The sequence below is a fragment of the Sulfidibacter corallicola genome, from assembly GCF_017498545.1.
Lineage (GTDB): Bacteria > Acidobacteriota > Holophagae > Acanthopleuribacterales > Acanthopleuribacteraceae > Sulfidibacter > Sulfidibacter corallicola.
In genome coordinates this window covers 11,705,943-11,730,106 of record NZ_CP071793.1, presented here as the reverse complement: position 1 = coordinate 11,730,106, position 24,164 = coordinate 11,705,943, and the positions used below count along the sequence as shown (strand labels likewise).

Here is a 24,164-nt window from a genome sequence, read left to right as displayed (position 1 = left end):
AAAGCCGGCACTGCTAAATTTCGTGATCGCACCGGTTGACGCGTCTGGGCGCGGTCCAATTGACCCGCACGCGTTTTTAACCGAGTTCGAACACGACCTTGTCGGGCGTCTCGATCATAGGTTCGCGGGCACGTCCTGGACTTCCGCGCGAACCTGTTCGATCGCGGCGAGCATGGCGGACAAGGCCGCTTCGCTGTGTAGTCGATGCTGGTCGTCGACCTTGACGAAATCGCGGACCGCGGCTTCCGGAGAACGCGCCACCAGGCGCTCGATGGCCTCCAGCGGGATCACCTCGTCGCGGGTCGCGGCGATGATCACCGTGGGAATGCCGGGCGGAATCGCCAGCGAGGATACCAGGGCCAGCACCTCGGGGGTGCGGTAGGTCGCATCGTGAAAACCCACCGCCGGTGCCAGCAGCACCATGCCCGCGATGCGTCGGGGGACGTCGCGAACCATCATCAGGGCGCTCAAGCCGCCCAGGGAGGAGCCCACCACCAGCGCCGGTTCGGTCAGCTCCGCGAGCAGGATGCGGTGGCGTTCGCGCGGGTCTTTCGGCAGCGCGGGCACGCGAATCTCGGGGTAGCGTTCGCGCAGGTAGTTGGCGCGAAAGCCCTCGGGACTGCTCTCCAGCCCGTGAAAAAAATACAGCGGGTGGTGTTCGTTCATGAACGCTTGTCCAGTCGGGCCTTGATCTCTTTCAGCTCTTGATAGCGGACGGGATTGCTGTTGAGCGTTTCCACCGGAAGTTCCGCGATCCAGGTCAGTGCGCGATCGATGCGCTTGCGGTACCGCCGCTTCTTGAATTCTCGGGCCTGCTCGGCCATCCGATCCAGTGCCTTGATGCGGTGGTACAGGAACTGGAAGCGCCAGTAGGCGTCGCGCTCGCCGTTGCGGAGCTGGTTGAACTGCTGGATCAACGGTTCTTCTTCGCAAATGTCGGCGATCAGCTCGTGGGCGCCGCGGTACTCCAAACAATTGAGGTAGGCGACCACGTAGTGCGGCTTGATGTTCATGGACATCCACAGGTCGCGGTGGGAGAACAGGTCTTCCAACAGATCGGTGGCCGCGTTGCGGTCGTCGCGGTCCCAGTACAGGCGGGCCAGCCAGTAACGGGCCAGGAAGTAGGGGAATCCGTCGCGTCGGGCATCGCCGGTGGCGACTACCTTGTCCCGCAGGCCCAACTCGTTGTTCTTGCGGTACAGGTTGCGGTAGTAGACGTTGGGCATGGTGGCGATGTCGATCACGATGCGCGAAATCCCGCGGACCGTGTGGACTTCGGTATGAATCAGCTCCTCGTTCTCATAGGAGATGTAATAGGTGCCGTAGGGTAATTGTACCGTGGTGCCCGGCGTGGTCTTCATCTCGATGCCGGCCGCCTGGGAGCGAATCCAGATCGTGCCGTCCATGCGGTTCTCTTCGTCGATGACCAGGCTCAACGCCACCGGGTATTCGGTCTCCATCAGGTGGACCAGCTTGCGGTTGTCGCCGAAGGAGCGCTTGGTGCCGTTCACGCTGTAGGCGATGCCCGAGTTCTCCTCGAAGGTCGCGGACGCACTGCCGCGCTGGTCGGTGGTTTGTGTCAGTTTGTGGCCGCCGTTGTGGAACGTGACCTTGGTGCCGGAAAGGAAATTGCCGTCGCGATCGCGCACGACCACGTTGTAGTGGTAGCGTCCGGTACCGGCCTGGCGCACGATCAGCGCCTTGTTCAGGATGCGCAGCGTACCCTCGCGCGGTTCGGCGTTGGGGTTGGCGGCGATGGTCACCTTCAGGGGACCCGATCCGGAACCTTCCGCCCCTTGGTCCAGTTGGATCCAGGGCTCGGGAGATCCCGCGCTCCAGACACAATTGGCCCGGGTCGTGACCGATACCGAGAAGGTCGCGCCGGCCGCTTCCATGTCGATCAGCTCGCGGTCCAGGTCCACCGAGCAGGGCAGGCGCCCGGCCTGGATCACGACGAAACTGCTGTCGCCGACGGTGATGGTGCCCGTTCGCGAACCGGTGCCTTCGTGGGGTTCCACCACGTAGCGCACGAAGGCTTCACCGGCCGAATCGGCGGTGGCCGCGACCTGGATCCAGGACACGTCACTTCGAGCCTGCCAATCGCAATAGTCGCGGGTGGACACCCGAAAGGAGTTTTCGCCGCCGTGGCTGTCGTATTCCGCGTGGCTGGGTCGCAGCGCGTAGAAACAGGGCGTCACGCCGTTTTGGGTGACCGAAAAGATGTTTTCGCCCACCCGGATCGTGCCGGTACGGGGCGCGATGCCTCGATTCTCTTCGACCGTGAAGTGAACCCGTTCCGGGCTCAGGCCGCGCGAGTCCTCGTCGATGGTGATCCAGTCGGTCTGACTTTGGGCTTTCCAATCGCAACTGTCCTGCGTTTTGACGGCGAAGGTGCCACCGCCGCCGCCGATCCCGAACGCCGAACTCTCCGGCTTGAGGGCCAGATTGCAGCTCGGCTGGCCGCGCTGGATGATGACCAGGGCCCGGTCAGCCACGCGGATCGTGCCGATGCGCGAGCCGCCGGTCTGGTTGGCGGTCACTTCCAGGCTCACTTCGCCGTCGCCGTCACCTTCGGCCTTGCCGAGCCAGATCCAGGAAGCGTCGCTCTCGGCTTTCCAGCGGCAGCCCGGATCGGCCTTCACCAGAAGGGACAGACGCGATCCGTTGGGCAACACGTCGAAGCGCGATTGGCCCAGGCGGACCGAGCAGGTACGCGCGTCCTGGACGAGCACCAGACGGGCTGCGAATTGCGGTTCGGCCTCGCCTGCCTTGGCGATGCTCAGGACGGCGGTACGGGCGCGAGAGCCGCTGTTGGGCAATACGCGGTAGCTGAACGAGGAAGCGCCGGGAGGAACCAGCCCTTCCGCCGGAAGTTCCACCCAGTCCACGTCGCTGGTGACCTGGAGTAGGCACTTGTCTTCGTTGCGAAGCGCGATTTCGGCGCTGCCGCCCTTGGCCCGCCAACTGATCGGCGCGGTATCCAGGCTGAAATTGCAACCCGTCGAAGGCTGGGCGACACCTTCCTGGAACACCCAGAAGGAACCCATTTCCTTTTGATCGATCAGGAACTGGATGGCGCCGGCCCGCGCCGAGGCGCCCGTGTTCGGTTGAATCTTGTAACTGATGCGATCGATGTCGAACGAATCGATTTGGATCCAGTCCACCTTGCGCTCGGCCGTCCACTGGCAGTTGGTGTCGGTGGTGATGCGCAGGCTGCCGGTGGTGCCGTCGGCCGGAACGTTGGCCGAAAGCGGGTCGACCGCCAAGTCGCAGCGGGCGCCTTCCTGGAAAACCGAGAAGGTGCGCAGGATGCGGCCCTCGCCCTTGAAACTGATCGCGGCGCTGCGGGCGCTGCCGCTGGTGTTGGCGGTGATCTCGTAGGTCAGTTCGTTTTCTTGCGGTTGTTGGAGTTCGATCCACTCCGAATCGCTCACTTCCGCCGTCCAGGCGCAATCACCCTCGGCGGTCACCTTTAGGGATCCGTTCCCGGCCTCGGCCTGGTGTACGGCGCTGGGCGCGCTCAGATCGAGGCGACAGGGTTGCGGTGATGCGGCTGCCTCGGACGTTTCCGGCTGCCGGTTTTGCTGGCAGGCACCGATCGACGTCAAAACCAGGCAAAGGGAAATAAAGTACGCGGAACGAATGGTGCGATTCGGGTGAATTGCCACTATGACCTCGCTTTTCAGGGCGGTTTTGTCCCAATTGCGCGCGTCGCGATACGATAATCAATACTCGAACATACTGAATTGAGGACAGATAACCATTTTATTGGCGATAAAGTAACGGCTCGGCGGGCATGAAAAATATAGCGGAGAAGACCTGGCGCCGACTTCGAGCTGAATACAGAATCATAAGAAGGAGAGGGTGTCGGGGTCAATGGGGAGCGCGCGAGATTCTCGCGAATTTTCGCTTAGGCGGGTGCCGAGCCCCATGCCGGAAAGGGGAACATCACCAGTCCGAGGCGGCGAACTCGCCCTCGTGGATTTCTTTCGGGAAGCGGTTCCGCTTCTCCCGAATCACCGGTGACATGAGCGGTTCCCCGTCGAGGGAGGGGAACGGGGCGGTCGCGCTCGTCCCCTCCGGTGGGCGGCGTGACGTGAGAACGGACCCGTATCCGATTCGTTTCCGAGAACCGCTGCGGGCGGTCACCGCAAAGCGGGGAAATGAGTCGGTGGCGTATCGCAAACGGATCGCGGCACACCGGGGAGTTGGCTGGATTTATCCCGCATCTCATTCTTTTTTAACTTGACTTCCTTTTCGCCCTCGACTTGAATGAGAACCATCTCAGTGCGGAGTGTTTCCGAACATGCTGTTGGCAGCTCAACACCATCATCACCATGTGCATCATAGCTACCCCCAAGGGAGGAAGATGCCCGTGTGATGGCGTCGCGCTGCTCGCAAAACGCGCACGACGATTGACCCAAAGCCCCGCTGGTATCCTTCCGGAACCAGCGGGGCTTTTTCTTTTTGGCCTCTTTGGTTCCCGAGTCCGGCAGGGCGCCTTCCCGACCTCAACCCATCACCCCCCAACCCCGGTCTCATTCCGGTTTCCCCCATCCGAGACCCCCACGACGAGGAGAACGTCCCATGAAGCTCAAGTTAGTCATTCCCAAAGGGCGCCAATTCAAGAAGATTTCCGAGTTGCTGACCGACAGTGGCATCCACCTCCAGGGTAACGAACGCAACTATCGACCGGGATGCAACGATCCCCAACTGGAAATCAAGATGTTGAAGAGCCAGAACATTCCCCCATTACTGGCCCTGGGTCAACACGATTGCGGCTTCGCCGGCGCCGATTGGATCGCCGAGCAGAGGTCCGAGGTGGAGGATTTGCTGGATCTGGGTTTCGACCCGGTACGCATCGTCGCCAGCATTCCCGAAGATTGGGACTGGGACCAGGTGCGGGCGCGCAAGATCATCGCGGTATCGGAGTATCGCCAGTTGTGCAGCTCCTACCTCGAGAAACAGGGCATCGATTTCACCTTCGTTCGGGCCTTTGGCGCCACGGAAGTGTTCCCCCCCGAGGATGCCGACCTGGTGGTCGACAACACCAGCACCGGCACGACCCTCAAGGAGAATCGCCTCAAGATCGTGGATACGCTGCTCACCTCGACCACCCGTTTCGTGGCCGATCCGCGCGCACTGGACGATCCCGCCAAGCGTGACAAGATCGAACACATGGTGCTGGTGTTCCGCAGCGTGCTGGAAGGGCGGCGCCGGGTACTTTTGGAGATGAACTGCGAGGAAGATCGCTTGGAAGAGCTGGTCGCCGCCCTGCCGGCCATGAAATCGCCTACCGTGTCCAAGCTCTACCGCCAGTCGGGGTTCGCGGTGAAAGCGGCGGTGCTCAAGGATCAGGTGCGTGACCTGCTGCCGAAACTGCGCAAGGCCGGCGCCACCGACATTCTGGAAACCCCGGTTCGGAAGGTGATCCCGTGAGTGACGCTTCTTCACCAAGGCCCCAGGCGCCCGCCATCATGCCTTTGGCGCCCTCGTCTCCCTCGTTTCGTGCCGCCGACCTGCCCGGCCGGAAATTGGACCAGAACGAACGCAGCGAGCGCGTGCCCCACTGGTTGCGGGCCGCCCTGAACGCATTGCCCGATCCGGATCTGTGGCGCTATCCCGACCGCCGCGCGCTGGAAGCGGATTTGGCGGATTTCTACGGGCTACGCGAGGATCAGGTCCTGGTCTCGAACGGCGGCGACGAGGCGATTCAGTACCTGTTCGCCGATTTGCCCGCCGACACGCCGATCATCGCGCCGCTGCCCACCTTCGGGTTTTACCTGGAGCAATGCGATGTCTGGCCGGTGCGGCCGGTCACCCTGCCCGTTCGCGACGACCTGACCCTGGACATCGAGGCCGCCTTCGATGCGGTCGCCGCCAATCCCGGTGGGATCTTCATCCTGATTCGGCCCAACAACCCGACCGGGGAGTCCATTCCGCGCGAAACGGCGCAACGATTGATCGCCTGGTGTGGCCAGCACGACACCCGCGTCCTGCTGGACGAAGCCTACGCCGAATTCGCTTCCGACAACCTGTTGGACCTGCTGGCCGACAACCCCCACCTGATCATCCTGCGCACTTTTTCCAAGGCTTACGGTCTGGCGGGCCTGCGCCTCGGCTACCTGCTCGCCGACGGCGAGCTGCTCAACCGGCTACGTCGCCGGGTGATGCCCTACAACGTCAGCTCGGTCAGCCTCCACCTGGGTCGCGAGGCGCTCAAGCCCCAGGCCCAGAAAGAAATCACCGATTACTGCGAAAAGGTCGTCGCCAATCGGCGCCGTCTGTTCACGCTGCTGAGCGGTTGGGGCATTCGCGTCCTGCCCAGCGAGTCCAACTTCCTGATGCTCGACCTGGGTGATCGGCGCGCCAACTTCATCGGTAAGGTGATGGCGATGCAGGGCTTCGCGGTACGGACCTTCAAACGTCCGGGCATCACGGGTTGTGTGCGGTTCTCGGTTCCGGTGGAGACCGCGGCGCTCGAAGCCGCCCTGACCCTGGCCTTCAAGCCGGAGCTGCTCTGCCTCGACGTGGACGGCACCCTGATCGACGTCCGTGCCAGCTTCGACGAAACGGTGCTTCGAACGGTCTTCCACTTTTGCGGTTTGCGGCCGGATCGCGACGAGATTCTGGCTCTTCGCGCCGCCGGCGGGTTCAACGACGATCACGTGCTCTCCCGTGAGCTGATCCGACGTCACGGCGCCGACGTGCCGTTGGAACAGGTCAAGGCGGTCTTCGAGACCCTGTACTTTGGCGATGGCACGACGCCGGGCACGGTCACGCGCGAAACGCCACTCATCGATGCCAGGTTGCTGGACCGGATGCGCAAGGAGTTCCGCATCGCGCTGGTCACCGGCCGCAACCGTCGCGAAATGGCACCCGGCATCGATTTGTTGGGTCTCGACGCGGGCACGCCCTGCTACACGGTCGACGACGTGACCCATCCCAAACCCGATCCCGAGGGCATCCGCGCCGCTTCCGAGGTCACCGGTTGCCGCCGTGTCTGGATGGTTGGCGACAATCTGGACGACATCCGCGCCGCGGTCGCCGCGGGTGCCGTGCCAATCGGAGTCGGTGAGAACCGCGAAGCGCTGGAAAAGGCGGGCGCCTGCGCCTTCTTCGACCATATCGACCAGATCGAGGAGTTACTATGACGGATCCTTCAACGCCGGCACCGGCGGTGCCTTTCGCGGTGGAGAAGCACCGCCGCACCAAAGAGACCGACATTCGGTTGAAGCTGAACGTGGACGGGACCCAGCGGGTTCGGGTCGCAACCGGGCACGGTTTCTTCGATCACATGCTGCACCAGTTGGCCTATCACGCCGGGTGGAACATGGAACTGACCGCCGAGGGCGATCTGCACATCGACGATCACCACCTGGTGGAAGACACGGCGCTGGTCCTCGGCGCGGCCCTGCAGGAGACCTGGCGCGCACGGGGCGACATGCACCGCTACGGGCAACGCCTGTTGCCGATGGACGAAACCCTGGTCATGTGTGCCCTCGACCTGTGCGGTCGGCCCTACTGCCGCACCGAACTTGGCTTGACCCGCGAGTCGGTCGGCAAGCTGAGCACGGAGATGGTACCCCACTTCTATCACTCCCTCGCCATGTCCGGCGCCCTGACGCTTCACCTGCGGCGGGTCTGCGGCGAAAACCATCATCACATCATCGAAGCCTCGTTCAAGGCCCTGGCCTACGCGTTCCGCGAGGCCCTGTCGCCTTCCGGGCGACCCGGTGCCAGTACCAAGGGGGTCTTATGACGTCACCAGAAGGTCAACGCGGGACCATCGGTGTCCTGCATCCCGATTCCGGCAACATCACCTCGATCTGCGATGCGCTCGCGCGCCTGGATCGTCCCTACCGGCTCATGCGCGAGCCCGATATGGACGGCATCGATCAACTGCTGCTACCCGGGCAGGGCCGATTCGGCGCGGTCATGCGCTTTCTCCACCGCCACGGCTGGGTGGAGGTACTGCGCGATTGGGTTGCCGCCGACAGACCCCTGCTGGGGATCTGCGTGGGCATGCAGGTGCTCTTCGCCTCCAGCGAGGAAGACGAGGATCCCGGGCTCGGCATCTTCCCGGGTCGGGTCGAACTGCTGCGTGCACCCAAACGCCCGATGATGGGGTGGGTGCCGATCACGTGGCGCCAAGGGGACCTGCCACCCGGAACCGCCTACTTCGTCAACAGTTTCGTCGTGCACGAGAGCGAGCACGCCATCGCCACCGTGACCTACGGTGCGCCCTTCGCCGCCGCCGTCGCGCGCGGCAACACCATCGCCTTCCAGTTTCATCCCGAGAAATCGGGCGCCTGGGGAAAGGAGTTGTTGGCCACATGTCTGATTTAACGTCCCAGCCCGGCAGTGACGCCACGAACGCCGTGACGGCGTCCGGCGATCTGCTCAAACGCATCATTCCCTGTCTGGACGTCGACCGCGGTCGCGTCGTCAAGGGCATCAATTTCCAGAACCTGCGCGACATGGGCGATCCCGTGGAACTTGCCGTGCGCTACGAAGCGGAAGGCGCCGACGAACTGGTCTTCCTCGACATTTCGGCCTCGGCCGAATCGCGACCGACCGCGCTGAAAATGGTGCGCAACGTGTCGCGCGCGCTTTCGATTCCCTACACCGTCGGTGGTGGCTTGCGCACGATGGACGACATCTACCGCTTCCTGGAAGCCGGCGCCGACAAGGTTGCGCTCAACACGACCGCCGTGAAGAATCCCGATCTGGTCGACGAGGCGAGCCGCCAATTCGGGGCTCAGTGCATCGTCGTCGCGATCGATATCAAGCGCCGCGAGGACGGGTCCTACGGGGTCTTCACCCATGGCGGACGTAACGCCACGGGACTCGAAGCCCGCACCTGGGCGCGGGAATTGGCGGATCGCGGTGCCGGTGAGCTGTTGCTCACCAGCATGGACCGCGACGGCACCGGTATCGGTTTCGACATGGAGATCACCGGCGCGCTGGGCCGCTCCCTGCCCGTACCGGTGATCGCGTCCGGCGGCGCCAAGACACCCGAGCACCTGCGGTTGGCCTTCGCCGGCGGTGCCGATGCCGTGCTGGCCGCGACCATGTTCCACTCGGGCGACTATCGCATCGACGACACCAAACGGTTCCTGGCCGAGGCCGGCATTCCGGTTCGCCTGTCATGAGGTCGCACGCCGGTCGGGGAGGCGAGGACCGCTTCCCCCATTCCCGGCACACCCCCCAACCCACGAATTCAAGTCAGCCCCCGATTGAGAGGTACCTCCATGCTCATCCCAAGTATCGATTTGTTTGACGGAAAAGCCGTCCAATGGCGTCAGGGCCGCGACCCGGTGCTCGAACGCGAAGATGTCTTCGAATTGCTCGATTCCTTCAGTCTCTACGGCGAGGTGGCCGTCATCGACCTCAACGCCGCCACCGGTAAAGGCAACAACCAGGCCCTGATCAAAGAAATGTTGAAACGGTACCGGTGCCGGGTCGGTGGTGGCATCCGCGACCTGGAAACGGCCCGCACCTACCTGAAAGCCGGCGCCGACCGCATCATCATCGGCACCGCGGCCCGTGAAGACTGGGTTCGCAAACTGCCGCGCGAATCCCTGATTTTTGCGGTGGACTCCAAGGGCGACCGGCTTCTGCGCGACGGCTGGCGCGAGGAGACCGGTGAAAAGACCGAGGATCAGTTGGTGACCCTGGCGCCGAACTGCTCGGAGTTCCTGTACACCCAGGTGGAGCGGGAAGGCATGATGCAGGGACTCGATCGCGAGCGGGTGCGTCGCATCGTGGAGCGCAGTCCCGTGCCGGTGACGATCGCCGGCGGGATCACCACACTCGACGACATCGGTTTTCTCCAGGAGCTGGGTGTCGGCGGTCAGATCGGCATGGCGCTCTACACCGGCGAACTCTCCTTGGAAGACTGCATGCTGCGCCGGGTGAATTTCACCAAGGCGCCCCTGGTCCCCACGGTGGTGCAGGACGCGGATCGCGGCGACGTGCTGATGGTCGCCTACAGCACCGAGGCCTCGCTGCGGACCGCGCTGCAGGAACGGCGCGGCATCTATTGGAGCCGGTCGCGGCGCGAGCTTTGGCGCAAGGGTGAAACCAGCGGCAACACGCAGGAGTTGTGTCGCGTGGACGTGGATTGCGACGGCGATACCCTGTTGTTCCTGGTCCGCCAGAAAGGTGCTGCCGCCTGTCACCTGGACCGCTGGAGCTGTTTCCCGCGGGTGCGCCGCCAATGGGGGCTGCGGCAGTTGGACGGCACCCTGGCCGATCGTCGTGCGGCGATGCCCGAGGGCTCCTACACCGCCAAACTGTTCGCGGATTCGGCGTTGCAGGCCGAAAAGCTTCGCGAGGAAACCGAGGAGTTGATCGAGGCCGAATCGTTCGAGGACGTGCGCTGGGAAGCTGCCGACCTGCTGTACTTCACCCTGGTTTCGGCCCGCGCACGCGGCGTCGGGCTGGACGACATCATCGCCGAATTGAGGAGCCGCCATGGAAATTCTTGAATGTAGCGAATGGCGTCGCCCGGCTCAAACGACGGGCGACGAAGTGTTGGAACGGGTTCGGGCCATGTTGGCCGAGGTCGCCGCCGAGGGCGATGATGCCCTGATCCGGCTCAGCCGCGACATCGACGGGTTCGAACCGCGCCTGATCGAGCTGAAACCCTGGGCCAGTTACCCGATTTCGGAGGAAACCAAAGCGCATCTGCGGGTGGCCGCCGAACGCATCAGGGCCTTTGCGAAAATGCAGCGCGACATGTACGGCGACCAATCCCGCGAAGATCGCCACGGCCGATTCGGCCAGGTGGTGCGACCCCTGCCGAGCATGGCCGCCTACATTCCCGGCGGCCGGTTTCCGCTGGTGTCCACGGCCCTGATGACCCTGATCCCCGCGCGTGTCGCCGGCGTTCCGATTCGGCTGGCCTGCTCGCCCGCCGACGACCCGGCGATTCTGGCCGCCGCCAGCCTGGGCGGCGCCACCGCTTTTCTGCACATGGGTGGCGCCCAGGCCGTCGCCGCGCTGGCCTACGGCTCGCGTTGGCACGAGGCCGTCGACATGATCGTGGGGCCGGGCAACGCCTACGTCAATGCCGCCAAGGCCCTGGTCCAGGGCCGCGTCAAGATCGACACCCTCGCCGGTCCGAGCGAGATCCTGGTGCTTTGTGACGACAGCACCGACCCGCATTGGCTGGCGCTGGACGTGCTGGCTCAGGCGGAACACGACCCGATGGCGCTTTCGGTTTTGGCCACGACCGATCGCGCGCTGCTCGCGGCGATCGAGGCCCGTGTGCGCGAAGAGTTGGCGGCCCACCCGGACAAGGATGCCGGCGTCATTCAGTTGGTCCATTGCGCCTCGGTCGACGAGATGATCGACCTGTCGAATCGCATGGCTCCCGAACACCTTCACCTGGCTTGCGATCCCGGTCTGGTGGACATCGAGCGTTTGGCTCATTTCGGTTCGCTGTTCATCGGGCGCCACAGTGCGGTGGCCCTCGGCGATTACTGCACCGGTCCCAACCACACCTTGCCCACTTTGGCCGTGGCCCGGCGCAAGGGCGGTCTGTCGGTGGGGGACTTCCTCAAGGTCCTGACCTTTCAAGAGGTGGACCCCAAGTCGTTCGGCGAGCTCGCCAAGACCGGGATTCATCTGGCCGAGTTGGAGGGACTCGCGTTCCACCGGCGCAGTCTGGAAATTCGGCTGTAGACGCAGAGAACGGGATCCATCCAGCGCCGGGGAAGCCGCCGAAAGGCAGTCCGGGTCCGCTGGATGGGTTTCTTTCCAGATGTCGGGTCTCGGAGTTCGGCCCCGCGATCGCCCGCCGATCTGCGAGGCCATCCCCGGCAGGGTCGAATCCGGCGTGCGCGCTCCAATAACTCCTTTGGAATGAACCACGGGTTTGCTAAGATTTCCGCGTCGAGCCCTACTGATGCGATCTCGTTGGACTGAACGACTTGTGGACCTTTCCTACGCGTACCCACCTTTTGGGTGCGGCCTCTATATGATGTGGTGAACGTTTGCCGAATTCGTTTTACCAAAAGAAGCAATTGCTGGCCCAAAGGGACGATATCCTCGAGGATATCGGGTTGACCATTTTCATGGGCGGCGACCTTCCCGGCGAATTTCGCAACCTACCGCGCGAATTCTCCAGCATGGAGATCCTGGTCAACCAACTGCGCGATCGCTATCGGGTGCTCAAGGAAGAGCGCGACCGGGTCCATCTCGACTACTCCGAATTCGTCAACCAACTGGCCAAGATCGAGAGCGAGTTTCGCAAGAAAATCGCGCCCCTGGAGCACGACCGCGACGAGCTGAGCCTGAAGATTCAAGTCGCCAAGGACCAGGCCGCCGACGCTCCGAAACGGGGTCGGCAGAATCAGGAAGTGGCGTCCTGGGAGACCCAGGCCGGCGAGTTGGGTGGGCGCATCGCCCAACTCGAGAAGAAAAGAAACGAGGAAATCGAGGCGGTCAAAGAGCAGACCGACCCGCTGGATCTGCGACTCCAAAAACTGGATCAGGGGATTCGCAAAATCCAGGAGGAAGAGGAGCACCTGAGTTTTGCCGGCAAGAAGCGGCTCCAGGATCTCGGTTACAATTTCTATCACGCCCGCCGCGACGAATTTTTTTACGGCGACAAATACACCAAGCTGGACGAACTGCGCGAGGACCTCAGCCACAGTGTCCGCCAATCGACGTCCGACTACGAATTCAACGGCGAGGCACCGGTCAAACGCCGCAACTACGCCTACATGCTGTTGATTTTGGCGGTGTTGTTCGGGGTCTACCTGTTTCGAACCCAGTACCATCAGGCGCAGGTGCCGCTGGCCGGCCTGGCCGCGGAGTTCCTGGCCGCCGACAAGGGGTATCGTCTGTACGCCGACATGGAGAAGGTGCCCCGGTACCTCCACGAACACGCGCCCTCCCTGGTGGATCTTCCCGGTGGCGAGGTCTTCCGCGACCTTTCCAGGGAGGATTTACAGGAGTTCGTGATCGCTCGCGACGAACAGGATCGCCTGCTCTTTTGCGGGCTCCAGTTCGTGCGTCCGCCCACGCGGTTCGGGACCCGAATGGCCCAGCTCGGATGGGAGTACGCGCCGACGGCCAAGGGTTGGCTGGCCATGACCGATGGGGAGTGGGTCTGGCTGGGTCTCAACGATCGCGGCTTTTTGGTGTTGCCCGTCGATCACCTGGCCCGTTTCGAAGAACAGGCGTTCTCCAGCAATGCCGATTGGTTTCGATTGCAGGCCAGGTTCGAGCCGTACGACAGCAACGCCACGCTGCTGCAGGGTTACGGGCGTTTCGACCTCGTATTTCGCGAGGACCGATTCCAAATCGACCTGCGGGCCGTGGACCGCTTGCTCGATTCCGATGCCCGCCAGCGCCGGATCCAACTGCTCGAAGAACACCAGGAGGGTCCGCCGCTTCAGTTCTCCATGAGTGAAGACAGCCTGCGGGTCGTCGGGCCGCGATCGCTGTTCCCGGTACGGCTGTTTCAGGAACCCACCAAGCTGCGCGATTTCCTGGCCGAAATGATCGGCGACTGGGAGGCCTCGGTCGCCAAGTCCAAATTGCTGGACATCGCCCCCTCAGAGGCCACTCATCCCGTTTACCCACAGGGGCATCAGTGGATTCGGGTGTTTTCGCGAAACCGTTTGGGTCTGGTGTTGTTGGACGAGTTCCGCATCGGTGGGTCCGTTTCCGGTCTGGCCTTTCGCGAGCGTTCGGGCAGCCTATTGGTCGCCGACGAGGGCGCGCGTCTGATTCGCGAGTTTCGGTTCGATGGGCATCATTTGACCCATACGCGTTCGCGCGATTTGAGTCGTCACCCCTTGTTGGAAAAGCCTTTCAACCCCAGTGCTTTGAAAATCGATCCCTCCGGTCGGTTCGCGATCGCCCTGGAACACCTGCCCGCCGATCCCAAGACCCCGCGAATGGTGTTGCTGGACCTGGACGATTTGAATCTCGTGACCGTCGAGAAAATGCCGACCAACGTGCGGAACGGGCTCTGTTCCGTTTGGGATACCGAAGGTTCCACGCTGTTCGTGGGTGTAACCGGGTTGCCGCGAAGGGACGGCTCCGCGCTCGGGGTGCTCGCCTACCGCCGACAGGGCGAGGTGCTCAACCTGTTGCGTTTCATCGATGTGCCCGTTTCCGATCGCAAGTGGATTCAGATTACCGCCCTGGCCTATCGCGAGTCCCACAACACCTTGTTGATGCGGCGCGAACCCTCCGACGAGCTGGTTCGCTACCGTGTCGACCGCGCCATCGGGGCCAACACCCAGTGGCTCTCCTTGAGCGAGAATGGCGATCCCAAGCGCCGCATTCTGGACCTGTGGAGCCGGGGCACGCTACAGCTCAACCGGAATCAGGATCTTGCGGTCATCGCGACCTTCCCGAGCCAGGCCAAGACCGACCTGTTCCTCGTCGACCTGGGCGAGGGCGAGATGACCGTTCTGGATCGAACCGAAGTGGCGATGGACCTGCGCTCGATCCTGCCGGTGCCCATGACCGATCGATTTTGGTTCAGTGCGCCGAAATCCCGTTTGATCGGGGCTCTCGATGTGGGTGGGCGCGGGATCCTGGTCGAGACGGTGCAGGCGTTCGAAGATTTTCAGCCGACCTTGATGGCCAGCGATCCCTGGGGTGACTATCTGTTCGTCGTCGGCTCGATGGAGCCCTGAGCCGGGCTTCTCGTGGCGCCCGCCTCGAAACGTACCTGCTCGGGGTACCCGAATGCCGAGAGATTCGTCGTGCAGGGCCGGTAAGGCCAGGTAGGTTCAGCAGGGGCGGTAAGCCCGCCGGCTGAACTTTTCGAAGCGATCCATGTGTTGAGTTCCCGCATGCTGTGAGGGGCGGCGCGGCTGTAGGATAGTCTGTTGTGTGTCAACCCTAAAATTGGGGGAGGAATGCGGAAATCTTGTCAGGTTTTGCACATCTTTTCCGCAGACGCACACTTTTGAAAATCCTCCTGGTACGGAACTCCTGTTTTTAGAATTGCCCGCATGAGCACCAACAATTTGCGCATGACCGCCACGACAGCGGCCTTTTTCGACTTTCCTTTGCGTATCAACCGCTCGTAGAATGTTTTCATTTGTTCGTTAAAACGGCAGGCTGTCAGCGCAGGCATGTAAAGCCCCGCTCGCAGTACCGCTGAGCCTTTGCGACTTATAATCGTCGTTTTTTTCACCGAGGTCCCCGATTCGAACTTTGACGGGTTTAACCCTGCAAATGCACCGACTTGGCGGCTTCGCGCAAATCTTCGGAGATCTCCCATTTCAGCGATGACCATTACAGCAGTGAGGAAACCGATCCCTTTTATCGTGCATAACAAGTCCACATCCTTCTTGAGTTTTGGGGTCCGGTTGAGAAGCTTTTTGATTTCCTTCTCGACCCGATCGATATGGTCTTGTAGCTCCTTGAGATGTTTTTTTCGAATCTTCTGAACCGCTTCGATTTGCAGCGGCTGACCTGCCCGATTCCCCTCGGCTACCTGGAGTTCGACATACTCCTGCCTGCATCGCCACAAGTCCTTGAGAATCTGATAGGTCCGACTCGGAATCGTTTGAATTTTAGGTTTGCGTTCTTGACCGAAAAGGGCAAGCAATCGAGCATCCACCCGATCGGTTTTATTTCGAAGACCTCGGCTTTTTGCGTAAGCGGCCGTGAGCGAGGGGGTGATCATACAGATGGATGGCCCCTTGTTCATCGACAGCCACAAACGTAATTCCTCGGCGTATCTTCCACAGTCCTCCATCACGACCCAGACATGCTCTTTGAAAGGTTCGGGAAACCCAAGAGCCTCATCAAGCCAGGTCAAGGCATCTTCTGCCCCTGTGAGAGTCCTTGGGAATTTACGAGCGGGAATGCGGTGAAATGGGATGTCTTTCTCGAATGGGACGCCTTTCTCGGTGGAAACATAAGCGATATCGAAGGTGTTTTTGCTAACGTCAATGCCGGTCCAGGCGGTTAGGGTCTTGGTCATGAAGAGCCTCCACAATGCCGAAGAGGTGAAGGACGGTACACACCGCAAAAGCCAAACCTGCAAAAACACGGACTTGAAGAATCCCAGATAGTCTGCGGTTTTCAACGGTGTGGAAAGGGTGAGATGAGCAAAATCCTACAGACGAGCTACCCACCAGGGCGCTCAGGTTGGTCGAAGGCTTCATCTCACCCGGCGACTCTGGTCGGCCGGCCGGAGTCGCCTAACCGTCTACCTAAAAAGTTTTCCACAAGATTCACAGTTTCCACAAAAAGAAAAAAAGAAGCAAAAAAAGAAAAAGGCTACGGCTGTGACGAACTGAATATTAACCATAGAGCTTGAACTCTATGGTACAGGTTGGCCGGCCCGGCCGACACGTCGGAGCGATCATTACCCGAAGTACCCGCATCGAGAGAGAGGCTGGGGGCCTGTAGGTGAGGGGGGCCGCCCAGGCCAGCCTGCTCCACCAATCGAAGCTCGTTATCCAGGAGTTCCCGCATCCTGGAGAGGGCTGCTATTGCCGTTGAATCGGTCAAGGTCAGTAAGCAGGTCGGGCCGACATTTCGATACAATTCGAATCCGGAGCATTCGCATCTCAGAGAGGGATACCTTGTCTTTATTAATACAGGGACTTTGAACTCAACGATTTCGTTGGGGCGTCTCGACGGGAAAATCTGCGCTTCGCTCTTGGACGTAATCGGTTGTTGCTACGGGAGTTGCTTCGATGGGTGGAGCAGGCTGGCCTGGGCGGCCCCCTCGCCTACAGGCTTGGTCGCTCTCTTCAGATACTGGAACTGCGCACGGCCGCCCTTCGAAATGTCGGCCGGGCCGGCCAACCTACTGCAATGGCAACACTCATCGGGATGCGGGAACTGCCTGCATGCGCCCTTCGAAACGTCGGCAGGGGCGGTAAGCCGGCCTGGGGCTCAGGCTTCCACTTGGGTTTTGCGGTACTCGGGCTTCACGTCCAGCAGGCGGTACAGCCCTTCCCGAATATCCTTGCGCACCACTTCGATATCCTTGTGGATGCGTCCGTAAATCATCAACCCGTGAATGTGGTAGTGGATCAGGCGGCCCAATTGCTCGGGATCGCCGTCACTGGCCAACACGCCCGCCGCCTGGAGGTTGCGAACCAGGGCCGTGTCGTATCTGTTGGCTCGCTCGGCCATGTCGATCGCGACCTGACGCACTTTCTCTTCGCCGGAACCAATCTGACATCCCGGTGTGAAAAAGGGGCAGGCGGGCACGGGATTGTCGTCTTCGGCGAATTTGGGTTCGGGTTTGAGGATCAGGTCGATCAAGCGTTCCAGTTGGTCCAAGGGCTCGTGGATGGGGGAGAGGACGCTGTCGAAATCGGTGCGCAAATCCTCCCAGTAGGTGCGGGACGCCTCCACGTAGAGGTCCGCCTTGGTTTCGAAGTGGTGGTAAAAGCTACCCTTGGTCACCCCGGCCTGTTTGCAGATTTCGGCGACGCCGACGGCGGCATAGTTGCTGTTGAAAATGAGGCGCATGGCGGTATCGAGCAGTTTCTTTCGGGTTTCAGCGGCGTTGCGCATGGCGTCCTCCTCGGCGTTCGATTGATTTTTAAAATACAAACCGGTCGGTACAATTGCAAGGTGAAAAAGATCGCGATCCACAAAATTCACGTTTGTAAACCTGTGAAAGCAGCAAAATGTCGACCGGTTTCTTTTGAAGGAATCGACTGACTGGTCATTTTTTAATTTTATATAACTCGTTTTAAATCAGTAAAATTACTCAATAAATCAACGGGGATACCTGTTTTTGATTTGACACATACCGACCGGTTTGTTTATATTGCCTCCACCAACTTCGGGCGTCGTCGCATACCGAACTCCCGCTTCGCTTCACGACCGCCTTTCACATCTAAGGAGACCGCACATGTTGACTCTGGTTCGCACCGCTCGTCGCAAGCCGCTCACCTTCAGCTTTACCTTCCTTTTGTTTCTCGCCGCCACCGCGGCTTCCATCGTCTTCAGTGCCCGCGCCGATGAGTCCCCCGAGGCGCCCGCCCCGGCACCCCCGCCGCCCCAGGTTCAAGTGGAAACCATCGAGCCTCAAAAGATCCGCATCTGGCACGACTTTTCCGGTCGTCTCGCCGCCGTCGATTTCGTCGAGATCCGCCCCCGCGTCGGCGGCACCATCACCCAGGTGCTTTTCGAGGAAGGCTCCATCGTGGCCAAGGGCGATGGCCTTTTCGTGATCGATCCTCGACCCTATCAAGCCGAACTGGACATGGCGATCGCCGAATTGGAATCGGCCAAGTCCCGGGCCCATCTCGCCAAGGACGAATTGAGCCGCCTCGAGGGGCTGCTCGCCAAAAAAGCGGTGTCCAAGAGCATTTACGAGGCCGCCCAGAACGATCACAAGGTGGCCGTCGCCGCGATTCACGGCGCCGAAGCCAGCATTCAGCGCGCCCGTCTCAACCTGGAGTACGCCCACATCCACGCTCCGGTATCCGGTCGCATCAGCCGTGCGGAAATCACCCAGGGCAACGTGATCGAGGCCGGTCCCAACGCGCCGGTTCTGGCGACCGTGGTGTCCAACGACTCGATCTACGCCGAATTCGACGTCTCCGAACAGGCCTACCTGAAACTCGCGCGCAGCAATCGCCAGGAAACCTTGCCGGTGCGGCTCACCCTCGGCGAGGACAACGAGACCTTTTACCGCGGTGAGCTGGTGGCCTTCGACAACCGCATCGACACGCGCTCCGGCACCATTCGCGCCCGGGCCCTGTTCGCCAATGCCGACGGCCTCCTGGTCCCCGGCATGTATGCCGGTGTCCGCGTCGGCGAAGCGACCGAAGAGGAAGTGCTCCTGGTGGACGATCGCGCGGTGGGCACCAATCAGGACCAGAAATTCGTGATGGTCGTCGACCCGAACGGCTTGGTCACCTACCGCGAGGTACGGCTCGGTCGTTTCATCGACGGGCGGCGCCTGGTGCTGGACGGCCTGAAATCCGGTGACCGCGTCATGGTGAACAGCCTGCAACGGGTTCGCCCGGGCATGACCGTGGAACCTCTCGAAATCGAGTCGTCCGATACCGGCGAGCTGGCCGCAAACTGAGTCGGCCGAGCTAGTCAAGGAGTACCGTCATGAATTTTTCCAAGGTCTTCGTCGACCGACCGATTTTCGCAGGAGTCCTTTCGACGCTGGTCTTCCTCGCCGGATTGGTCGCCATGTTCCAACTGCCGATTTCCGAGTACCCGGAAGTCACACCGCCCTCGATCGTCGTCAACGCCTCGTTTCCGGGAGCGAACCCGCAAGTCATCGCCGAAACCGTCGCCACCCCGCTGGAGGAGCAAATCAACGGGGTCGAGAACATGCTCTACATGAGCTCCCAGTCCACCGCGGACGGTCGACTCACGCTGACGGTGACCTTCGCGATCGGCACCGATCCCGACCTGGCCCAGCAGCTCGTGCAGAACCGGGTCAGTCAGGCGTTGCCGCGCCTGCCCGAGGTCACGCGCCGGCTGGGCGTCACCACGGTCAAGAGCTCGCCGGACCTGACGATGGTCGTTCACCTCCATTCGCCCAACGGCCGCTACGACATGCTCTACCTGCGCAACTACGCGATTCTGAACATTCGCGACGAGTTGGCGCGCATCAAGGGCATCGGTCAGGTGCAGATTTTCGGTGCGGGCGACTACGCCATGCGCATTTGGCTCAATCCGGAAAAGATCGCCGAGCGCAACCTGACCGCCGGGGATGTGGTCGCCGCGTTGCGCGAACAGAACATTCAGGTCGCCGCCGGCATGATCGGTGGCGCCCCCTACGGCGACAACATCGACTTTCAACTTCCCGTGAACGCGGCCGGTCGTCTGGAGACGCCCGAAGCGTTCGAGGACATCATCATCCGCACCGACGAGCAAGGCAAGATCACCTATCTGAAGGACGTGGCCAGCGTGGACATGGGCGCTTCGGAATACGCGCTGCGCTCCTTGCTGGACAACAAAAACGCGGTGGCCCTGCCGATTTTCGCTTCGCCGGGCGCCAATGCGCTGGACATCTCCGACAACGTGCGCGCCACCATGCAGGAGCTCAGCGGGAACTTTCCCGATGGTGTGGATTTCAGCGTGGTCTACGACCCGACCATCTTCGTGCGCGACTCGATCAAGTCGGTGCTGCGCGTGTTGTTGGAAGCGCTCCTGCTGGTCGTGATCGTGATCATTCTGTTCCTCCAGCGTTGGCGAGTGGCGATCATTCCCTTGCTGGCGGTGCCGGTCTCGATCGTGGGTACCTTTTCCTTCATGTACCTGTTCGGGTTCTCGATCAACGTGCTGACCCTGTTCGGCCTGATCCTGGCGATCGGGATCGTGGTCGACGACGCGATCATCGTGGTGGAGAACGTGGAGCGCAACATCTCCAACGGACTGCCGCCGCGTGAAGCGACCCTCAAGGCCATGCGCGAGGTGACCGGCCCGGTCATCGCCACGACGCTGGTCTTGGTCGCGGTGTTCGTGCCGATCGCGTTCATCAGCGGCTTGACCGGCCAGTTCTACCGCCAGTTCGCGCTGACCATCGCCATCTCCACCGTCATCTCCTCGTTCAACTCCCTGACCCTCAGCCCGGCCTTGTCGCGCTACCTGGTCAAACCCGCCGGTGAAGAAAAGGACTGGTTGTCGCGGGTGATGAACACCCTGTTCGGTTGGTTTTTCCGCTGGTTCAACCGCTTTTTCGACCGTCGTTCGGAAAATTACGGACGCAGCGTCGGCGGCGTTCTCAAACACCGCGGCGTGGGCATGTTGGTCTACGTGATCCTGCTGGGCGCGACGTCCTTCATGTTCCGCACGGTTCCGACCGGCTTCATCCCGACCCAGGACAAGCAGTACCTGGTCAGCTTCGCGCAGTTGCCCGACGGGGCCACGCTCGATCGGACCGAGGACGTGATTCGGGAAATGACCGAAATCGCGATGAACACGCCGGGTGTCGAGAGCGCGGTGGCTTTCCCGGGCCTGTCGATCAACGGGTTCACCAACAGCTCCAGTGCGGGCATCGTGTTCGTCTCGCTGAAGGACTTCTCCGAGCGCAAGGATCCGGCGCTGTCGGGTTTCGCGATCACCCAGACCCTGCAGCAGCAGTACAACGCCATCGAGGAGGGCTTCATCGCCATCTTCCCGCCGCCGCCCGTCCAGGGCCTGGGTACCATCGGTGGTTTCAAACTGCAGATCCAGGATCGCACCGACCAGGGCGACGAGGCCTTGAACGCGGTCTTGGGCCAAGTCATGGCCAAGGCCTACCAAACGCCGGAGCTGGCGGGCGTGTTCTCCAGCTACCAGATCAACGTGCCGCAGATCTACGCCGATCTGGATCGCACCAAGGCCAAGAAACTGGGTCTGAACATCAACGAGATCTTCGAGACCATGCAAATCAACCTGGGCTCGCTCTACGTCAACGATTTCAACCGCTTCGGGCGGACCTACCAGGTCATCGCCCAGGCCGAGAAAGAGTTTCGCGATCAACCCGAAGACATCCTCAACCTCAAGGTCCGCAACCGCCAAAACGAAATGGTGCCGCTGGGTTCGGTGATCTCGGTGAGCGAGACGTTCGGTCCCGCCACGGCGACCCGCTACAACGGGTTCCGGGCCGCCGACCTCAACGGCAACGCCGCGCCGGGTTACTCCTCGGGTGAGGCGCAGGCCGCCATTTCCCGGATCCTCGACGAAACCCTGCCGCCCGGCTATCGCTACGAGTGGACCGAACTCACGTATCAACAGGTGCTTGCCGGTGATTCGACCATCTACATCATTCCGCTGGTGTTGCTGCTGGTGTTCCTGGTCCTCGCGGCCCAGTACGAAAGTCTCTCGCTGCCGATGGCGATCGTGCTGATCGTACCCATGAGCATGTTGTCGGCCCTGTTGGGTGTGCACCTGACCGGCGGCGACAACAACGTCTTCACCCAAATCAGCCTGTTCGTGCTGATGGGGCTCGCGACGAAGAACGCCATCCTGATCGTGGAGTTCGCCCGCGAGCTGGAACGCGAGGGGCGCGACGTCATCAAGGCGGCCATCGAGGCCAGCCGACTTCGCCTGCGGCCGATCCTCATGACCTCGTTCTCTTTCATCATGGGTGTGTTCCCGATGACCGTGTCCACCGGTGCCGGTTCGGAAATGCGCAACGACATGGGGATCACGGTGTTCGCCGGCATGCTCGGCGTGACGATCTTCGGGTTGATGTTGACGCCGGTGTTCTACGTGCTCGTGCGGCACTTGGAAATGCGCCTGTTCCGCAAAAACCGCCCGGCCGCCACGCCCAGCGATGGCGGCAACCTGCCGAACGAAGCCCTGGAGGTGCTGTCATGAATCGTCGTATGGCATGGGTCACGATTGTGTTCACCCTGTTCCTGTCGGCCTGTTCCGTCGGTCGAAAGTACGTCGAACCGGATGTGCAAAATTTCGACACCGGGACCTTCGGTGAAGTCGAACGCCAGGAGGATTCGGCGGCTCGAGCGTTTCGAACCGCCGAACCGGTTGCCGCCTGGTGGCACCAGTTCGACGATCCGCAACTCGCGGACCTGGTGGACACCGCCCTGGCCCACAACCACGACGTGCGGGCCGCGCTCGCCAACTTGCGCGAGGCTCGGGCGTTGCTCCGCAGTCGCAAGCTGGACCGGCTGCCGACGGTGGAATCGCAGGCGAGCGGCTCGCGCCAACAGGTGAGCGCCGATTCGGGGACGGGCACCCTGCCCGATCGCAATTGGGAAACCTACGCGGTGGGCTTGGACGCGATCTGGGAAGCCGATCTGTTCGGCCGTGTGTCGCAGCGAATCGCTTCCGCCTCGGCCAGCCTGGACATTCGCGAGGCCGACCTGCACGGCGTCTACGTGAGTGTCGCCGCCGAAACCGCGAGCACCTACATCGAGTATCGCGGCTTGCAGTACCGCCTGCAGGTGGCCCAGCGCAACGCCGACAACCAGGAGCAGACCTACCGCCTGACGGTGGACCTGGCCGACGCGGGTCGCAGCGATCAGTTGAACGTGGCCCGGGCCCAGACCCAGCTCGAGCTGACCCGCTCGACCATTCCGTTGCTCGAAGCCCAGCGCGATGCGGTGCTGCACCGCCTGGGCGTGTTGACCGGGGCCCTGCCCACGGCGCTGTTCGCCCGGCTGCAGGAGGTCAAGGCGCTGCCGTCCTTGCCGGATGCGGTCGATGTCGGCGACCCCCTGGGGCTGCTGACGCGGCGCCCGGACATCCGCAGGGCCGAGCGCGAACTGGCGTTGGCCACCGCTCAATACAACCTCCAGGTGGCCGAACTCTACCCCGAGGTGAGGGTGAGCGGCAGCATCGGGTTTTCGGCGACCGCGTTCGACAACTTGGGCTCCTCCGGGACCTCCGTCTACAGCTTCGGGCCGAGCATTCGCTGGGCCGCGTTCAACCTGGGTCGAGTGCGGCGCGGGATCGAGGCCGCGGATGCCCGGACGGACGCGAGTCTGGCGTCGTTCGAGAAGACGGTGCTGTTGGCGCTGGAAGAAGTCGAAACGTCGCTGGTGGATTTCAACAAACGCGAGCAGAGCCGGGCCAAGCTGTTGTTGGCCGCGCGGGCCGGCGCCCAGGCTTCCGAGTACGCGAAGCTCCGGTTCAACGCCGGCATCGACAACTTCCTGGACGTGCTCGATGCCGAGCGGACCCTGCTGGACGCCCAGGAGCGACTGGCTCGCAGCGAAACCGAGGTGGCGCTGAGCCTGGTCGGCATCTACAAGGCGTTGGGCGGTGGTTGGCAGGCCCCGGTGATCCAAGCCAACGCGGGACTATAATCCTCGGGAAGCGGGCAGGGGATGCGCTCGGCGCATCCCCTTGCTCTCGCGGAGTTGACGTCACCTTCGAGGAGCCCTTCGCGGAGCCGCCCCTTCAGGGCTGGAGTTCGGGTTCTTCGAACAACCAGGGTTGCGGGGTCGTTCCGACCCCTTACCGGATCGCCGGACCGCCTTCGCTGTAATGTGTGACCCTTACAGGGTCCCTGCTGGTGGCGCGCCTTCGGCACGCGTTTTAAATAAATGGTGGTCCAAAGTGACGTCCGCTCGCACCTTCAGCGCGAGCCGGGACAGGCCCAACCCAACCTTGCGGTATGTTGGGGTGGGCATCATCGCGGTTAACCGAATGTTCGATGGCTCACCGTTCGCGGCCAATCCTGAAAGGATGGCCGGCCGTATGTTTGGACCACCATAGATAAAAACGTGGACCGC

At 62.0% G+C, this 24,164-nt stretch carries 15 protein-coding genes; 11 read left to right on the top strand and 4 right to left on the bottom strand.

Annotation, left to right across the window (positions count from 1 at the left end):
- Nucleotides 1-114: 114 nt before the first annotated feature.
- Both J3U87_RS34725 and J3U87_RS34720 read right to left on the bottom strand, forming a co-directional pair.
- Nucleotides 115-666: an alpha/beta hydrolase gene (locus tag J3U87_RS34725; RefSeq protein WP_237380785.1), complete on the bottom strand. Its 552-nt coding sequence runs from the start codon at nucleotides 664-666 to the stop codon at nucleotides 115-117.
- The gene (locus J3U87_RS34720) at nucleotides 663-3,668 is read right to left on the bottom strand and encodes a BACON domain-containing protein (protein WP_237380784.1); all 3,006 of its coding nucleotides are present in this window, start codon (nucleotides 3,666-3,668) and stop codon (nucleotides 663-665) included. Before J3U87_RS34720 ends, J3U87_RS34725 begins: the two co-directional genes overlap by 4 nt.
- Before the next feature lie 919 nt (nucleotides 3,669-4,587).
- Here J3U87_RS34720 and hisG point away from each other — a divergent pair.
- The 8 genes from hisG (at nucleotide 4,588) to J3U87_RS34680 (ending at nucleotide 14,666) form a co-directional block, all read left to right on the top strand.
- Nucleotides 4,588-5,439 carry an ATP phosphoribosyltransferase gene (gene hisG / locus J3U87_RS34715; RefSeq protein WP_237380782.1) on the top strand — a complete coding sequence of 284 codons (852 nt, stop codon included), beginning with the start codon at nucleotides 4,588-4,590 and terminating at the stop codon, nucleotides 5,437-5,439.
- Nucleotides 5,436-7,154: an aminotransferase class I/II-fold pyridoxal phosphate-dependent enzyme gene (locus J3U87_RS34710; RefSeq protein WP_237380779.1), complete on the top strand. Its 1,719-nt coding sequence runs from the start codon at nucleotides 5,436-5,438 to the stop codon at nucleotides 7,152-7,154. The genes hisG and J3U87_RS34710 overlap by 4 nt, the downstream gene beginning before the upstream one ends.
- Nucleotides 7,151-7,762, top strand: a complete 612-nt coding sequence (gene hisB / locus J3U87_RS34705; protein ID WP_237380777.1) for an imidazoleglycerol-phosphate dehydratase HisB — start codon at nucleotides 7,151-7,153, stop codon at nucleotides 7,760-7,762. Before J3U87_RS34710 ends, hisB begins: the two co-directional genes overlap by 4 nt.
- On the top strand, nucleotides 7,759-8,349 hold the full coding sequence (gene hisH / locus J3U87_RS34700) for an imidazole glycerol phosphate synthase subunit HisH (protein WP_237380775.1): 591 nt from the start codon (nucleotides 7,759-7,761) through the stop codon (nucleotides 8,347-8,349). Before hisB ends, hisH begins: the two co-directional genes overlap by 4 nt.
- A complete protein-coding gene (gene hisF / locus J3U87_RS34695) occupies nucleotides 8,337-9,155 on the top strand; it encodes an imidazole glycerol phosphate synthase subunit HisF (protein ID WP_237380773.1) in 819 nt (272 codons plus the stop codon). Before hisH ends, hisF begins: the two co-directional genes overlap by 13 nt.
- A 99-nt stretch (nucleotides 9,156-9,254) precedes the next feature.
- Nucleotides 9,255-10,493 carry a phosphoribosyl-AMP cyclohydrolase gene (gene hisI, locus J3U87_RS34690; protein ID WP_237380771.1) on the top strand — a complete coding sequence of 413 codons (1,239 nt, stop codon included), beginning with the start codon at nucleotides 9,255-9,257 and terminating at the stop codon, nucleotides 10,491-10,493.
- Complete coding sequence (gene hisD, locus J3U87_RS34685) at nucleotides 10,480-11,691, top strand: histidinol dehydrogenase (RefSeq protein ID WP_237380768.1); 1,212 nt, start codon at nucleotides 10,480-10,482, stop codon at nucleotides 11,689-11,691. The genes hisI and hisD overlap by 14 nt, the downstream gene beginning before the upstream one ends.
- A gap of 311 nt (nucleotides 11,692-12,002) precedes the next feature.
- Nucleotides 12,003-14,666: an AAA family ATPase gene (locus J3U87_RS34680; protein ID WP_237380759.1), complete on the top strand. Its 2,664-nt coding sequence runs from the start codon at nucleotides 12,003-12,005 to the stop codon at nucleotides 14,664-14,666.
- A 239-nt stretch (nucleotides 14,667-14,905) separates the two neighbouring features.
- Here the strand turns inward: J3U87_RS34680 and J3U87_RS34675 are convergent, their stop codons facing one another.
- Both J3U87_RS34675 and J3U87_RS34670 read right to left on the bottom strand, forming a co-directional pair.
- Nucleotides 14,906-15,967: an IS110 family RNA-guided transposase gene (locus J3U87_RS34675; protein WP_237377302.1), complete on the bottom strand. Its 1,062-nt coding sequence runs from the start codon at nucleotides 15,965-15,967 to the stop codon at nucleotides 14,906-14,908.
- Nucleotides 15,968-16,890: 923 nt separating this feature from the next.
- Nucleotides 16,891-17,520, bottom strand: coding sequence for a TetR/AcrR family transcriptional regulator (locus J3U87_RS34670; protein ID WP_237380757.1), 630 nt, complete (start codon nucleotides 17,518-17,520; stop codon nucleotides 16,891-16,893).
- Between the two features lie 343 nt (nucleotides 17,521-17,863).
- Between J3U87_RS34670 and J3U87_RS34665 the strand changes: the two genes are divergently transcribed.
- The 3 genes from J3U87_RS34665 to J3U87_RS34655 are packed head-to-tail and all read left to right on the top strand — an operon-like array spanning nucleotide 17,864 to nucleotide 23,735.
- Complete coding sequence (locus J3U87_RS34665; RefSeq protein WP_237380755.1) at nucleotides 17,864-19,048, top strand: efflux RND transporter periplasmic adaptor subunit; 1,185 nt, start codon at nucleotides 17,864-17,866, stop codon at nucleotides 19,046-19,048.
- 29 nt (nucleotides 19,049-19,077) lie between these two features.
- Nucleotides 19,078-22,284: an efflux RND transporter permease subunit gene (locus J3U87_RS34660; protein WP_237380753.1), complete on the top strand. Its 3,207-nt coding sequence runs from the start codon at nucleotides 19,078-19,080 to the stop codon at nucleotides 22,282-22,284.
- Nucleotides 22,281-23,735: an efflux transporter outer membrane subunit gene (locus J3U87_RS34655; RefSeq protein WP_237380751.1), complete on the top strand. Its 1,455-nt coding sequence runs from the start codon at nucleotides 22,281-22,283 to the stop codon at nucleotides 23,733-23,735. The genes J3U87_RS34660 and J3U87_RS34655 overlap by 4 nt, the downstream gene beginning before the upstream one ends.
- Nucleotides 23,736-24,164: the final 429 nt, after the last annotated feature.

Excerpts from the sequence above, each read along its gene's own strand:
- J3U87_RS34675 (WP_237377302.1), bottom strand. The coding sequence starts at position 15,967 with ATGACCAAGACCCTAACCGCCTGGACCGGCATTGACGTTAGCAAAAAC.
- hisG (WP_237380782.1), top strand. The coding sequence starts at position 4,588 with ATGAAGCTCAAGTTAGTCATTCCCAAAGGGCGCCAATTCAAGAAGATT.
- J3U87_RS34655 (WP_237380751.1), top strand. The coding sequence starts at position 22,281 with ATGAATCGTCGTATGGCATGGGTCACGATTGTGTTCACCCTGTTCCTG.
- hisI (WP_237380771.1), top strand. The coding sequence starts at position 9,255 with ATGCTCATCCCAAGTATCGATTTGTTTGACGGAAAAGCCGTCCAATGG.
- hisD (WP_237380768.1), top strand. The coding sequence starts at position 10,480 with ATGGAAATTCTTGAATGTAGCGAATGGCGTCGCCCGGCTCAAACGACG.
- hisB (WP_237380777.1), top strand. The coding sequence starts at position 7,151 with ATGACGGATCCTTCAACGCCGGCACCGGCGGTGCCTTTCGCGGTGGAG.
- J3U87_RS34670 (WP_237380757.1), bottom strand. The coding sequence starts at position 17,520 with ATGCGCAACGCCGCTGAAACCCGAAAGAAACTGCTCGATACCGCCATG.
- hisH (WP_237380775.1), top strand. The coding sequence starts at position 7,759 with ATGACGTCACCAGAAGGTCAACGCGGGACCATCGGTGTCCTGCATCCC.
- J3U87_RS34660 (WP_237380753.1), top strand. The coding sequence starts at position 19,078 with ATGAATTTTTCCAAGGTCTTCGTCGACCGACCGATTTTCGCAGGAGTC.
- J3U87_RS34725 (WP_237380785.1), bottom strand. The coding sequence starts at position 666 with ATGAACGAACACCACCCGCTGTATTTTTTTCACGGGCTGGAGAGCAGT.
- hisF (WP_237380773.1), top strand. The coding sequence starts at position 8,337 with ATGTCTGATTTAACGTCCCAGCCCGGCAGTGACGCCACGAACGCCGTG.
- J3U87_RS34665 (WP_237380755.1), top strand. The coding sequence starts at position 17,864 with ATGTTGACTCTGGTTCGCACCGCTCGTCGCAAGCCGCTCACCTTCAGC.